The sequence below is a fragment of the Exiguobacterium mexicanum genome (assembly GCF_005960665.1).
Lineage (GTDB): Bacteria > Bacillota > Bacilli > Exiguobacteriales > Exiguobacteriaceae > Exiguobacterium > Exiguobacterium mexicanum_A.
Window position 1 is genome coordinate 569,940 of the sequence record NZ_CP040676.1, and the last position, 14,332, is coordinate 584,271.

Below are 14,332 nucleotides of genomic sequence, written 5' to 3' on the forward strand. Positions count from 1 at the left end.
GACCGACGTGGCAGACTTAGACCAGACCAAATTTCAATCCTTGTTGCGCCATATGCCCCAAGGCTACGTCGAGTTTAAAGTGCTCTACGATGAGGCGGGGGAGCCCGTCGATTACGAATTTCATGAAGTGAACGAAGCGTTCGAGCGCATCATGAAAGCAAAGCGCGAACAGTTTCTCGGTGGACGGATCACCGACAAGTTGAAAGATTTTGAATACAGCGAACGGGAATGGATCGTCCAAGTCGCGCGTGCTGTCAGTAGTGGCGAAGCCATCAAGTTCGAACATTTCTCACGTCGCAACAAGGCCTGGTATGAACTGTCTGTCTTTAGCGAGCGTCCGGGTCATGTGTCGACGCTGTTCCACGACATCACACCGCACGTCCAAGAGAACAATGCGCTGAAACAACTCGTCAACGTGTCGCACCGCTTCGTGACGACCGGACGAGAATTGTTGATGAACCAACATTTCCTAGACCAGATTCGAGGGTTCACCGGTGCCAAGGCCGTGACGCTCAATTTAGTCGACGATGATGGACAGACGTACTCGACCGTGGCGCTCTCGGGCATTGATGAACTGCTCGAGCGCAGTCTCGATGTGCTAGGCTTCCATCCAGTCGGCCGCAAATGGCCGATGAGCCCGAAACGGTCCAAGTTACTCGAGGCACCGAGCCCAATCGTGTTCGACGACATTTTACCGCTCGTCGACGGGGTGTTGCCGAAACGACTGATCAAAAATATTTTACGGATTTTTGACCTTGGCCAAGTCGTCTTGTTTAAAATCGAGAAGGACGGTGTCTTTTACGGGGATTTGACGATTGTCATGCAAGGAAATAAAGAGGCGAGCCGCCTTGGGCTCGTCGAATTGTATATCGTGCACATCCTCGAACAGATGACGAAAGCGGACCGGCAAATCGGGGATGCGAAAGAGTCGATGTTCGAAGGGTTCGCGACCGTCGACTTGGAGTGCATCATGTCCCTGACCAATCATGAGATTTTCCATTTGAACGTGGCGTGGGAGCGTGTGCTCGGGTTTCCGCTCGAAGAACTCGAGAACATGGACTTCACGAGCCTGATTCATCCCGATGACGTCGGGAAGACGAATGAAGCATTCGCCTTGCTCGAAGAAGGGAAGGACATCTTCCGTTTCGTCAACCGATACCGGACGATCGATGGAGACTATCGATCAATCGAGTGGCATTCAAAAGTCCACGGCAACTATATTTACGCCGTCGCCAAAGACGTGACGGAACGCGTCCAACTCGAGGAAGAACTCGCCGAGCGGGACCGATTGCTCACGAAGCTGTCCGATCAAGTGCCCGGTGCCATCTATCAGTTCGAACGGCGCCCGGACGGCAGCTTCCACTTCCCATTCTTTAGCCGAGGATTCGAGGTGCTGACCGGTATCACGTTCGAGGAGATGAAACAAAACCCGGGTCTCGTGTTCTCAAAAATCCATCCCGAAGATTATCCGAACGTGATGGCAAGCATTGAGACGTCGTACGAGAACTTGACGATTTGGGATGCGGAGTTTCGTGTCCTGACGCCCGAAGGCCGGACGACGTGGATCTTAGGATCGTCGCGTCCAGAGAAGCTTGATGAAGGGCATGTCCTTTGGCACGGCTATATCGGTGACGTGACCGAGAAGAAGAAATATGAGATGGAAATCGAGTATTTGAGTTATCACGACCAGTTGACCGGGGTGAAGAATCGCCGTTACTTCGATGAGGCGCTCATCACGTACGACGAGCCGGACTATTATCCGCTCGCCTTGATCGTCGTCGACGTCAACGGGTTGAAGCTGACGAACGACGCGTTCGGTCATCTCGTCGGGGATCGCTTGTTGATCGAGGCGACGTTGACGCTCAAACGTGAGATTCGAGGAAAGGATACGGTCGCTCGAATCGGTGGGGACGAGTTTGTCATCATCATGCCGAATACGTCACTTGAAGAGGCGAACCGCTTGTCCGATCGCCTGAGCCAACTGTTCCTCGCCAAATCGATCGAAGGGCTGCCGATTTCGGCATCGTTCGGGGAAGCGGTAAAGGAAGATGACGCGCTCTCCATCGCGGAAGTGTTCAATTTGGCCGAGGACCGGATGTATCACCATAAAGTGTCTGAAAAACAAAGTCGGAGGCATTACTCGATTCAGCTCATCATGCGAACGCTTTATGAGAAAATCCCGCGCGAAGAAGCACATTCGCAACGCGTCGCCGAGCTGTCGCGGCAACTCGGACAGGCGATGGGCTTCACGAGTGCCGATGTGAACGAACTCGTCACGGCGGCGACACTGCATGATATCGGCAAGGTCGCGATCAGCAATGAGATTTTAGACAAGCCGGGCACGTTGACCGAGTCCGAATGGCGTGAAATCAAACGTCATCCCGAAGTGAGCTACAACATCTTGAGCACGGTGCCGGAGTATGGGCCACTGTCCGAAATCGTGCTCGCCCACCATGAACGATGGGACGGGAACGGTTATCCGAAAGGGATCAGCGGAGAGCAGATCCCGCTCGCGTCACGCATCATCTCGATTGCGGACACGTTCGACGTCATGATGACGGGACGCCCGTATCGGAAAGCGAAGACGCTCGACGAAGCGCTCGCGGTCATCGCAGAAGAAGCAGGCCGGCAGTTCGACCCGGAACTCGTCGAGGTGTTTTTCAAGAAAGTCGTGCCGACGTTACAGAGGTGATTGAAGCATTATAAAAAGGAGAGCCCGCGATGGCTCTCCTTTTTATGTGAGCGGCCGTTTCTTCAACGCCCAGGCGCTGAGGAGAAAGACAGCGAGCGCCATCCCGAGCATGATGAAGACAGATTGGAGTGGGAAATGGTCCTCGTACATTTGGGCGACCCCGTAATTGAACCAGTACGTCGGCAAGAAGCGTCCGACGACCTGGAGCGTATCAGGCAGCCACGTCAGACTGATGAAGGCGCCGCCGGTGATGGCAGCGGCCATCGTGACGGACGTCTGCCAAATGTTCGCTTTCTCCCGGTTCGTCGCCAGGATGGCGATGAGCGACCCGATGGCGAGACAGACGAATAAATAGACGATAAACAACAGCGTGAGGACAGGTAGGTACGCGAGTATGTCCTGTCGATAGAGGACAGCGCTGAAGGCGAGCAACATGAGCACGTAAAGCAGCCCGACCGCGCAAAACGACACGAACAGCGAACCGATGTAACGCCGGGGCGTGACCGGGGCCGCAAATAGGCGCGAATAAATCTTCTCGTCCCGGTCGTCGGCGACGAACAACGGGATGAACTGAAGGAACGCCGACATCATGACGAACGACAAGAGGCCGAGGAACGCCTGCGTCCGCGCCGTCGTAGCCACGCTCTGTTGGAACGGCTCACTCGAAAGGGTATAGCCGTTTTCCGTCTCACGTTCGGCGAGCTCGGTGAACCGTTCCTCGTCAAACTCACTTGCAATCAATAGTTGTCGCTCACGGGACAAGTGTGAATTGAGCGCTTGTTCGATCAATGCGGCGTCACTCCCTTCGGTCGCACTGAACGACAATCGCGGCGTCTCGCCATCCAAGAGCGCCTCGCTGAATCCGTCCGGAATCACTAAGACGATGTCTTGTCCTTGTAGCAACGCCTCGTCGGTCTCATCCGTCTCAAGCGGTGTCACCGCTCCGAACCGTCCCGCCTCTTCAATCACGCGACCGGCGAGTGTTCCGCCGTCGCGGTCGAGAATACCAATCGAGGCGTTCAAGGCGGACGTCGAACTGAGGAACGACAGGATGAGGGCGAACCCGAACACGGAGACGAACGTGAACACCCATAGCCCTTTTTTCCGGAGCATACGTTTGGCGACATGTCTAAATAGCACCACGGCGGTTCACCCCTTTCCATAACAACAGGCTGATCCCGGCAAAGACGAACAGATGGATGGCGAGCCAACCGAGACTTTGCCAAAACACGGACGTGTCTCCACCGCGCAAGAGCACCTGAAGCATCCCTTCCCGCATGAAAATCGGCATGAAGACGTACTTAGCCCACGGCACGACGCTCAGCGTCACTTGGTCGAAACCAGGGACATAGCCGCCAGAGAGAATCATGATGATGGCCACGAACCCGTTGACGATCGCGTCTTTCGTCGCGCGCGAGATACGGGGTAAGCTCGAGATGAAGAAACCGAACGCCGTACCGTATAAAGCGAGGGCGAGCCAAGAGACGAACAATAGACTGAAGTGGACATAATCGAGCGAGAAGCTGCGATAGACGAAGTGACTGAACCAAAACACGAGCACAAGTTGCAGGAAGATAAGGGTTGTATTTTGCAATACAAATGTGCACAATAATGCAACGAAAAGTACAGAACTTTGCCAGCTGGGTTTTAGTGTTTCGACAACGCATGCGTGACACGATAACTGTCACCTGTAAAGTTTAGTATGTGAGCGTGATGGATGACGCGATCGACGAGTGCCGCAGTCAAGCGCGCGTCGCCAAAGATGCGATTCCATTGGCTGAACTCAAGGTTGGATGTGATGATCAGGCTCTTTCGCTCGTACCAGTCGGTGATGAGATGAAACAGAAGTTCCGCAGATTCTTTTGTGAGAGGGAGATATCCCATCTCATCTAAAATAATCATATCTGCCGACTCGAGACGAGAATGGAAGTTGCCTAGTTTTCCATCCCGCCAGGCCTTGTTAAGTTGCTCGACGAGTTCAGAGACCCGGAAGAACCTCACCTCATAACCTTTGTGACAAGCTTCTCTCCCGAGCCCGATGGCCAAATGGGTCTTTCCTGTACCCGGGGACCCTGTCAGAACGACGTTCTGTGAGTGCTCGACGAAATTCAGTGAGGTCAGTTCGTCCTTATCTAAATGCTTTGGGAAGTAGATGTGATTGCCCCAATGATAGTCGTCTAGTGACTTATTGTTGATGAATTTTGCCTTTTTGATTAACCGTTGCGCTTTCGCTTCCTCGCGGAGGCGCATTTCCATCGAGAAAAGCTCCGTGAGAAACTTTTCAGGGGATTCCGTTGGAATCGATTCATAGATTTCAGCGACATAGGCAAGGCGGAGCGATTTGCACATTTCTTTTAGGCTCATACTGCACCACCTTCTCCCCAAGGCCGATTCAGGCTATCGTACTTGCTCCAATCCACATCATAAGGATGGTCCTCAACCACGGCTGGATCGTCGTCCTCGCTCAGTAGCTCGTATAGGCGTTCATTGATCTCGAGGATTGGATAGAGTGCGAGCTTGGCTCGGATCCAGGCCAGTCTTTCCTGCCGAACGAGTAAGTTGGGTACGCCCAGGTACTCTTTGATTCTACCCGGCAGATATTCGGAATAACGGGAGTGCCCGAAGCTTCTCGGCTTCTTGTGCCAAGTGCTGATGATGTTTTCCCATGGGAGCGCACGCTTTGTCATCATGTAGGGACGTTTTTCTTCGTAGAGGATTTCTCCGTGAAGTGAGAGAATCTTCATCGAATCCCACCTTAAGATGGCGCGTACTTGCCCATGACGAGCCCCTGAAGGGATCAAGACTTTCGTCTTATCGATCGTTATTTCGCCGTACTTGTTCACCTTGAACAGTTCTTCTTTGAAGACGGGGAAGTCTTCTTGCGGCAATCGCAATAGATGTCTCTGCTCTTCTTCGAACAACTCACGGATCAGCACATGCTTTTCGTAATGCACTCTCTCCATGTCATCCCGTAGGGAAGCTGCGAGTTGCCGGTTCGTCGAATCGTAATCATGCATGACAGGGGCTGGGACAAGAAAATTGTACCGAACGTATCCTACCTTGTTCTCGACACTTCCTTTCTCGTTACCTCTGTAAGGATTACAGCTTTGAACTTGGAAGCCGTAATGTGCCATGAACTGCAGGAAAGCATCTGTATAGATCGCCTCTTCTTTTGTCGTTCGTGGTTGGATGACTGCGGCGGGGAGATTATCGATTCTGAGCTGTTGCGGTACACCACCGATTTCTTCAAAAAGCATTTTGAGTCCCGTCAAAAAGCACTCTTGGTTTTCTGCGGGCAGGGCGACAGCTGCTGTGCGGTTACTGAAGGGCAGGCTCATGACGAGGCATTTTACATCGACCGCATGACTATCTTTGACGACTTCCATCGTCCCGAAATCTACCTGTGCCTCACCCGGAGGGTGTTGCAATCGTTCTTGCCTTGTGTCGTTTTCCTCCTCGCTCGTCATATGCCAGCTCTTGATGAAATTGCAGACCGTCCGGTAAGAACCCTCGAATCCGTTCGCCACCAGCGTTTCATAAAGCTTTTTATTCGTTCGTCTTAACTTTTTCTGAAGCATTTGATCCTCGGTCAACCAATCCTCGACCATCTCGCCCCATTTCGTTCCGTACATCATGCCTCTCTTGGGGCGAATGGTTTCACTCGGCAGTTGAGCTGAATCCGCGTATTTTTTTACCGTCCTCCAGTTGAGGTCTAGATTTTTAGCGATTCGATTGATCGAATGTGATTTGTGGTTTCTCAGATATTTGATACAATTGATATCGGACATTGCTAGCATTCCTTCCATCTCCTAACGTTCTTGTGTCGCAACTTAAACGTTAGGGTGAGATTATGGTTGCTGGCAAGTCCTTTTTCTTTTCTAAAATAGGAGTGCAGAGTTGTGTACGTTTCCGTTGCACACTTCTGCACTCCTATTTTGCATTACACAAAGGGTGTATCGGCTCAGGCTGCGGGCCAGGCGATATTCGATTCGTTTGACGGGAGCGACTTGGATCCGAAGGTAGCTTCCGGTCATCGGTTGCTCCTCACTGAGCATGCCCGTGATGTAGAACGCACCGAACAGCGCTGTCATGATGGAAATCGTGACGGTGAAATATTCGAGTGACGTCGGGGTCCGACCCGACAAGTCGACGCTCTCACTGTCGATGAACGACTCAGGCGTAAACGGGGCGGAGACACCCGTCTCAGCGAGTGTGATTTGCTGATTGGCGACGTCCGTATATTGCCAGAGGATGGCCTCGATGACGTCGAACTCGATCGTCGACGGTTCCTCGTATAGCAGACGGACATCGGGACCGTCCAAATGAAGGATGACATCGGCGTCGCCATCGTTCACGCCGGTTTCAGCAGCGGCGATACTATCGTACGGGACGAGATTGATGAATGCTTTGATATCATCGTCGGCGAGGAAAGACTCGAGCGGCACCCGATAATCATCCGTCGACTGTTCGACGTAGGCGACATCCGTGACCGGAAGCGAAAAATTGCTATTGAAGATGGCCGATAGCATCGTCCCGAGCCCGAAGATAAGGATAATTGGGAAGATGAGCATCCAAAAGATGGTCGAGCGATCACGCAGTTGCTGTTTGACATCGTATTTGATGAACGTCCATAGTTTCATCGGACTCACTCCCTAAGTGTCTTGCCGGTCAGGGCCAGAAAGACGGTATTCAAGGACGGACGGTCGACGGTGATCGAGGTGAAACGGACCCGTTCGTCATGGAGCACGTCAAGGAGCGGGGCGAGCGGGGTGTCTTTCTCGAGTGACACTTCGAGGAACGGTTCCTCGTAATCGACTTTCTTCACTCGCTCGAGCGATTCGAGACGTTCGAGGAGGCCTGGGGTGAGAGCGTCGACTTTGATGCGGGCCGTCTCGAGCGTCATGACTTGGTCTTTCAGTTCGTCTTGCGTCCCTTCGGCGATAATCCGCCCTTCATCGACGATGGCGACGCGGTCGCAGAGCATCTCGACTTCTTCCATATAGTGGGACGTATAGATGATCGTCGCCCCGCGTCGATTCAACTCGCGGATGTTCTCGAGGATGGTGTTGCGCGACTGTGGATCGATGGCGACGGTCGGTTCATCCATGAAGATGAGTTCGGGCTCGTGCACGATGCCGCAGGCGATGTTGAGACGACGAAGGAGCCCCCCGGACAGTTCCGGCGGACGTTTCTTTTGGTGTGCGGTGAGTTCGACGAAGTCGAGGGCAACCTCGGTCTTTTGTTTCGCTTCAGACGGCTTGAAGCCATATAGCTCAGCGAAAAATTGGATGTTTTCAAAGACGGTCAGCTGATCGTACACGGAGACGTGCTGCGGCACGATGCCGACGCGCCGTTTGATCGTCAGTTCGTCTTTAGGCATCGATTGATCAAAAATTCGAATGGTGCCGCTGTCGGCGGGATATAAGTTCAGCATAACGGAGATGGCGGTCGTCTTCCCGGCCCCGTTCGGACCGAGTAAGCCGAACAGCTCGCCGGCCTCGACGTGAAGTGAAAAGTCGTTCAAGGCAATCGTCTCACCGAACCGTTTTGTGACGTGATCGAGGGCGATGATGGACACGTGGACGCAACTCCTTTCAACTCCAGAACGTGAAATAGCGTACAAGGTTTTGTTCCCGTTTGCAGGAACTTCCGAACCCGTTGCCGAATGAAATATAATAGTCGAATTATTCAGACAATTAATGGAAGTCGAAGTGAGGGATCGCGATGAAAAAGTGGCAGTTCAATAAAGAAGAGTCGAGTGAGAAGTTTCCGGACGAGATGGCGTGGGCGTTGTTTTGTACGGTCGAGCCGAAACGGATGGACACGACACTCCCGTTTTATTACGACGAGTCGGTGTTCCGTTTCTCGAACGGGGCAGAGTCGTTCTACTTCAAAATCTCACCAAGTTATCACGAGTTCGAGGTGAACGTGAAAAACGCGACGGGGGAGTTGCTGTATTATCAGCTCCTCCGCACGGTCGGGAAAGTCGAGGTGCTCGAAGATCGGCGCGACCACGGCGAGCTATTGATCGTCATGAACGAGGATCGTAACCGCACGGTGACGACGATCGAGCTGACCGTCCGACCGCGTTTCCGGGTGCTCGTCAAAGAGCACTATGTTTGAGTTTTTCTCACAGTGGTACATGAATTAGACATGATATCACGAGGAGGAGATTCACATGAAAGACGGACTTAACAAAAAAGTTGATGGCTTAATCGATAAGGCGGCAGGCAAAGCGAAAGAAGCGGTCGGCAAAGCGTCGGACAATCAATCGCTCAAACGTGAAGGACAAAAAGACCAAGTGAAAGGGACGGCCAAGGAGAAGACGGGCCAGGCCCAACAAAACCTTGAAAGCCTGAAAGACGAACGCCGCTAAAAAAACCGGGAAATCGCGATCAATGCGACTTCCCGGTTTTTCATTTCGTCAAAAAGACTTGGACGTGAATCGTCGACCCTTGCGCGTTCTTGGCGGCGCCGACACCGAGATGCGTGAAGTTTCCGTTCAAGATGTTGGCGCGGTGACCGCTCGAGTTCATCCAGGCGTTCACGGCTTGAGCCGGATCACTCGACCCCATATAGATGTTCTCGCCCCAACCGCGATAGCTGACATTGTAGGCATCGAGCGTGTCTCCCGGGCTCCCGTTCTCACGGAGCTGATGTGAGAACTGTCCCGTCCGTGCCATCTCGTCGGCCCGGACCTGGGCGACGCGGTTCGCCTCGCTCGATGCTGCGAGTTGCGATAAGCGAGCCGTCTGACGCTCTTCGTTCGTCTCGGCCAAGACACCGCTCGTCGGTGCTCTGAACGTGATGTGTTTGGCCAAAATATACCCGGTCTTCGTACCGATGTTCACTTTATACCAACGCGTCGTGCCCGTGTATCGATACGAGATCGTCTCGAGCTTCATCCCTTGGCGCAAGAAGACGACATTCGACGAGGTCGTGAGCGGACGTGACTTCAAGTAGACGCTTGACGGGGCGACATACGTCGTCTTCGTGAACGCGACTTCGGCTGTCGACAGCTTGACATAGGCAGCCGGGACATAGCCATAGCCCGTGCCCCATTGGATTTTGTACCAGCGGGTGCCATTCGTCGTGAATGACGTCCGGACCATCATCGTGCCGTCCCGAACAATTTTACCTACACTTGACGCTGAGCTTGACGGTGTTTTGCGGACGTTGATTTGACTGATGCCCGTAACGGAACCTTTCGTGTTGACGGACGTCTCGTAATAGGCGGCCTCCACCGTTGTCGGTTCGAGCGTGAGCAGGGTCGGCGGAGTGAACGTGAGTGTGACCGCAAGCGCGGACGTCACGAGGGCTGAGGCGATTTTTTTCAAAATGGGAAGCTCCTTTTTCGATCATATAACCATATAATATATTGAATAGGGCGATAATGGGTATTACCATTTGATTACAAAAGCAGGCAGACTCCGTGGAGCCTGCCTCTATTTCTAGATGTAGAAGATAGTTAAAAAATATTTAGGCTTGAAATCAAATCATAACTCTGAAAATACAAGTCTTGCGTCATCAGAAGATGAACCATAGTCAGTATTATCGTAAGAAATTGAAATGATTTCACCTTCTTTTAAACTTACAGCTACATCATTATTGGTAGCTGTAAACATCTGATCTCTACTATCACCAGTTTCATCATTGTAGATGGAAATTCGCCATCCTAGATTATCATATTCAGGGTCTAATTTTACATCCGTAGAAAGTTTATAATCTCCAGGCTTAATGTCTCGTCCGACTATAAACTCACCAATGCCTAACTGATTAGAAGGTGTGACTGTTTCCGGAACTGCGTTAAATTTGACTTTAGAAATGTTGGTGAATTCAAGAATATCATCCTCAAAAAGTATCATACGAATTTTTGAGGGGTATCCACCAGTATTTCCTTTTGCTCCTCCAACCCAATTTATAAACAATGAAGAAACAGAGGAACGCTCCCCAAGTATATTTCCAGACCCTCCTATAATTTCTAAATCATATATGCCTGGTTTTACATCCTGGTCTTCTCCTACAACAATGTTATCTGTAACATAAAGCTCTTCAGTTTGAGTTGAAATGGTTGCGAGTTGATTTAAAATATCCAAAGTCGAAACTTCTTCCCCTTCATTATTTTCTGTAGAACTTTCTGTTTTCGGGGTCTCATTTTCAGGATTCGGAGTAGCTTGATTGGTTTCACCACCGCACGCCGACAGTAAAAGGAAGGACGAAATAAAAATTCCTGTAACAAGTTTCTTTTTCGGGAGGATCTTATCAATTTTCATCGTATCTCTCCTTAAACGATTGGATTCAATAGCAATATTAAATATATATTAATTGTAACATTTTAAATTTTATTAAATACATGATTTTCAATTTTATTGTTACAAATTTGTATTTATTTTATAATTATTTATTTTTAAATCCTACAATCTACTATATTTTTACTGCTTACTTCACTTAAACATAAAAAGATGTGTTAATTGAAAATAATAGATTTATGATACTTTTATTTTTAGTAATGATAGTAATAAATAAGATTTAAATATGATGTTGATTGTCCAAAATAATAAGGTAGCATGATCCTGATTGAGGATCACGCTACCTTATTATTATTTATACAGTAAGTACTCTTTCCGAATCGGCAAGAACGCATCGCGCTCGGCATCGACTTTCGTCATAATCGCCTCAAGCGACTCACCGGCGAGAATCATATCTTTCACGTAGGCGTTCCCAGTCAGCTTCGTGATGAAGTCGTTTGAGAGGAACTCGAACTCGTCCGGATACAGGTCGTGCGCCGTCTTCACCATGGCGATGCCGGTCTTGACTGCTTCGAACTTCGTCGGCTCCGTGACGTATACTTCGACGCCGTGCGACAGTTTGCCCGCGTTCTTCGAGAACGTCGGCGTGAACGAGGCGGCGCGGAACGTGACACCCGGAAGCTCGAGCGCGTTCAACGTCTTGGCGTAGTCATGCGCCTTCACGTAAGGGGCGCCAAGCAATTGGAACGGTTTCGTCGTGCCGCGTCCTTCCGACAGATTCGTCCCTTCGAACAGACCGGTCGCCGGATAGACGTTGACAGTGTCCGTCGTCGGCATATTCGGGGACGGCATGACGAACGGGAGTCCCGTATCCTCGTACAGCATCGAGCGCTTCCAGCCCTTCATCTTGACGACTTCGAGATCGGCTTGAATCTGGTATTCCGTGTTGAACAAGCGGGCGAGCTCACCGACGGTCATGCCATGCTTGAGCGGGATCGGATAGAGGCCGATGAAGCTCGAATAGGCCGGGTCGAGCACGGGACCTTCGACGCGGAGGCCGCCTTGCGGGTTCGGTCGATCGAGGACGACGAACGGGATATCGTTTTCAGCCGCGGCTTCCATCGCATACGCCATCGTATAGATGTACGTATAGAAGCGGGTGCCGACGTCTTGAATGTCAAAGACGAGCACATCGACGTCTTTGAGCATCTCGGCCGTCGGTTTCTTCGTCGCGCCGTACAAGCTATACACCGGAAGTCCCGTCACTTCATCGATGTATGAGCTGATCGTCGATCCGGCTTGTGCATCACCGCGGACGCCGTGCTCCGGTCCGTACAGTGCCGTCAGTTCGAAATCATCGGAGTTGTGGAACAAGTCGACGATGCTCGTCATGTTGGCATCGACCCCGGTCGGATTCGTGATCAGTCCGACTCGTTTACCCGCCAAGATTTCAGGATTGTCCATCAACCGGTCGACCCCGAACTCGACTTTCGGCTTTTTCGGGACGGACTTGGCATCGGCATCGAGCAACATGACTGATGACGTGACGAGTGTGAGGGCGGCGAGACCGCCAATCCATTTCTTCATAATAGTTCCTCCTCTAAAATGTAAGCGCTTCACTACTTACTCGAAAGTGTACCATTTTGTATTTTTAATTCAATAATATGTAACATAAATAGGAAATTATATTTCTTAATTTGATTCGTTGTACCTAAAAAGCCATCGGAATTTTCCTATGGCTGGACGATTATCGTACGGCAAGTGCTTTCCATCCCGTCGCGCCCATGACAGAGCTGACTTGGCTTTTCGGGATGACGAGGCGACCGCGGTACGGGTCGTTGATGTAGAGGTTATTCTTGTCATAGCCCGTCGCGAGCATGACATGATAATTGACGAAACCGGTGAATTTTTTGTTCGAAGCGGTGTACCAATTGAAGTGACCGTATGGCTGTTTGAAGTCGACGCTCGCCCAGACGATGACCGGGTTGCCGAGTGAGAGTTCGCGCTCAATTGAAGCTAATCCTTGGCCGGACAAGTCTTTCACAGGCCGGTATTTGCTCGAGAAGTTGATCATGCCTTTCGGATAAATCCCGTAGTTGCGATATTTGCTGAGCTTGCCTTTCGGGTCGCCCGTGAACATGACGTTCGGGTCGACCCAGCGGTAGAGACGATTCTCATAGCGGGCGTTCCACATACTTTTTGGCATTTCCCGATATAACGTCTCCGCGCTGACGACGCGTCCTTTTTTCTCGAGCGCCATCTTGAGCGAGAAGAACTCGCAGCCGGAAGGATAGCCCATAGCAAATTGACGATAGAGCGGCACGCTCATCTTATAAGTGGAGAGTGGGTTGCTATAGGCGCCCCGGACATCGAACGCGGCGTTACCGATGCGTTTGTTCTTATACATCACGCCCGACGAATCGAAGAAATACCATTTGCCGCTGATGACTTGCCAATCCGTCTTCTTCGTCAAAGTCGGTGCGAAGTATTCGTATTGCGTCGTATACTTCCAACCGGTCTCACGGACGCCGGTCGAGTGGAAGTAGTAATAGCGGGTCCCGACCTTGTGCTTGCCTTGCAGGCGATAACCGTAGACGGGATGGAACCCGTATACCTTACCTTCAATCGTCTGCAGACCGTAGCGACGTTTTCCGTCCGTCCCGAAATAGTAATAGCGGGCGGCGACTTTTTGGACGCCGGCCAACCGATAGCCATACGTCTCATGGAAGCCATAGACGGTCGTGCCAATCTTTTTCAAGCCGTGCTGGCGTACACCGGTTGTCCCGAAATAGTAGTGGCGCGTGCCGACTTGTTGCCACCCGGTCGCGACGCGGCCATCTTTCAAGAGCAAGTACTTCTTGCCGTTGATCGTGTACATGCCCGACCGGATCGTTCCGTTGTCGAAGATGTAATGCTTCACGCCATTGACCGTCTGCCAACCGCTCAACCGTTTCCCTTCAAGAGAGAACAAGTAGCGTTTCCCGTCCACGGTCAAAAAGCCGGTCGCCATGACGCCGTTCGATTTGAAGTAGTAGAGCCCGTCCGAGAGCTGTTGCCAGCCTTTCAACTGCTTCCCGTCGGCGGCGAACAAGTAGGTCGGCCCATCAATCGTATAGCGTCCGGTGACGAGCACGCCGTCCGCTTCAAAATAATATGTAGCGCCATCGATGGCTTGCCACCCGATTGCCATCGCCCCATCGGCCGCGAAATAGTAGGTCTTGCCGTCAATCACTTGCCAGCCGGTCAGCACTGTACCGTCTTCTGTCGTATAGACCGTTCCCGTGGCGGTCGTTTGAAACCCGGCCGCGGCATGGACGTGGTCGTTACTGAGGATGATGCTCATACTGACGGCCAAACCGGCCACTACATGACTCCACTTCATAGGCGTTCC

Annotated in this window: 13 protein-coding genes; 3 read left to right on the plus strand and 10 right to left on the minus strand. The window is 51.6% G+C overall.

All coding sequences use genetic code 11. The features are described from left to right. Positions 1 to 7 precede the first annotated feature (7 nt). Positions 8 to 2,692 (plus strand): HD domain-containing phosphohydrolase, encoded by a 2,685-nt coding sequence (locus FED52_RS03405; protein WP_240731300.1) that lies wholly within the window; start codon positions 8 to 10, stop codon positions 2,690 to 2,692. Between the two features lie 42 nt (positions 2,693 to 2,734). Here the strand turns inward: FED52_RS03405 and FED52_RS03410 are convergent, their stop codons facing one another. The 6 genes from FED52_RS03410 to FED52_RS03435 all read right to left on the minus strand — a co-directional run bounded on the left by FED52_RS03410 (position 2,735) and on the right by FED52_RS03435 (position 8,270). Further along, a complete protein-coding gene (locus tag FED52_RS03410) occupies positions 2,735 to 3,835 on the minus strand; it encodes an ABC transporter permease (RefSeq protein ID WP_138858961.1) in 1,101 nt (366 codons plus the stop codon). Next, positions 3,822 to 4,286 carry an ABC transporter permease gene (locus tag FED52_RS03415; RefSeq protein ID WP_205729354.1) on the minus strand — a complete coding sequence of 155 codons (465 nt, stop codon included), beginning with the start codon at positions 4,284 to 4,286 and terminating at the stop codon, positions 3,822 to 3,824. The genes FED52_RS03410 and FED52_RS03415 overlap by 14 nt, the downstream gene beginning before the upstream one ends. A 53-nt stretch (positions 4,287 to 4,339) precedes the next feature. After that, positions 4,340 to 5,056, minus strand: a complete 717-nt coding sequence (gene istB, locus FED52_RS03420) for an IS21-like element helper ATPase IstB (protein WP_029595512.1) — start codon at positions 5,054 to 5,056, stop codon at positions 4,340 to 4,342. After that, positions 5,053 to 6,489, minus strand: a complete 1,437-nt coding sequence (gene istA / locus FED52_RS03425; protein ID WP_029595511.1) for an IS21 family transposase — start codon at positions 6,487 to 6,489, stop codon at positions 5,053 to 5,055. The genes istB and istA overlap by 4 nt, the downstream gene beginning before the upstream one ends. An 81-nt stretch (positions 6,490 to 6,570) precedes the next feature. Next, positions 6,571 to 7,332 carry an ABC transporter permease gene (locus FED52_RS03430; protein WP_240731301.1) on the minus strand — a complete coding sequence of 254 codons (762 nt, stop codon included), beginning with the start codon at positions 7,330 to 7,332 and terminating at the stop codon, positions 6,571 to 6,573. Between the two features lie 5 nt (positions 7,333 to 7,337). After that, positions 7,338 to 8,270 (minus strand): ABC transporter ATP-binding protein, encoded by a 933-nt coding sequence (locus tag FED52_RS03435; protein WP_138858962.1) that lies wholly within the window; start codon positions 8,268 to 8,270, stop codon positions 7,338 to 7,340. Positions 8,271 to 8,416: 146 nt separating this feature from the next. Here FED52_RS03435 and FED52_RS03440 point away from each other — a divergent pair, with 146 nt between their 5' ends. Together FED52_RS03440 and FED52_RS03445 are read left to right on the plus strand one after the other, a co-directional pair. Next, a complete protein-coding gene (locus FED52_RS03440) occupies positions 8,417 to 8,815 on the plus strand; it encodes a hypothetical protein (RefSeq protein ID WP_138858963.1) in 399 nt (132 codons plus the stop codon). 55 nt (positions 8,816 to 8,870) lie between these two features. Beyond that, on the plus strand, positions 8,871 to 9,068 hold the full coding sequence (locus FED52_RS03445; protein ID WP_034778818.1) for a CsbD family protein: 198 nt from the start codon (positions 8,871 to 8,873) through the stop codon (positions 9,066 to 9,068). Positions 9,069 to 9,108: 40 nt separating this feature from the next. Here the strand turns inward: FED52_RS03445 and FED52_RS03450 are convergent, their stop codons facing one another. The 4 genes from FED52_RS03450 to FED52_RS03465 all read right to left on the minus strand — a co-directional run bounded on the left by FED52_RS03450 (position 9,109) and on the right by FED52_RS03465 (position 14,323). After that, entirely contained in the window at positions 9,109 to 10,029 is a 921-nt protein-coding gene (locus FED52_RS03450) for a CAP domain-containing protein (protein ID WP_138858964.1), read from the minus strand. A gap of 159 nt (positions 10,030 to 10,188) precedes the next feature. Continuing rightward, a complete protein-coding gene (locus tag FED52_RS03455) occupies positions 10,189 to 10,965 on the minus strand; it encodes a hypothetical protein (protein WP_205729355.1) in 777 nt (258 codons plus the stop codon). A gap of 327 nt (positions 10,966 to 11,292) precedes the next feature. Beyond that, on the minus strand, positions 11,293 to 12,528 hold the full coding sequence (locus tag FED52_RS03460) for an exo-beta-N-acetylmuramidase NamZ family protein (RefSeq protein ID WP_138858965.1): 1,236 nt from the start codon (positions 12,526 to 12,528) through the stop codon (positions 11,293 to 11,295). 160 nt (positions 12,529 to 12,688) lie between these two features. After that, a complete protein-coding gene (locus FED52_RS03465; RefSeq protein WP_138858966.1) occupies positions 12,689 to 14,323 on the minus strand; it encodes a C39 family peptidase in 1,635 nt (544 codons plus the stop codon). Positions 14,324 to 14,332 lie beyond the last annotated feature (9 nt).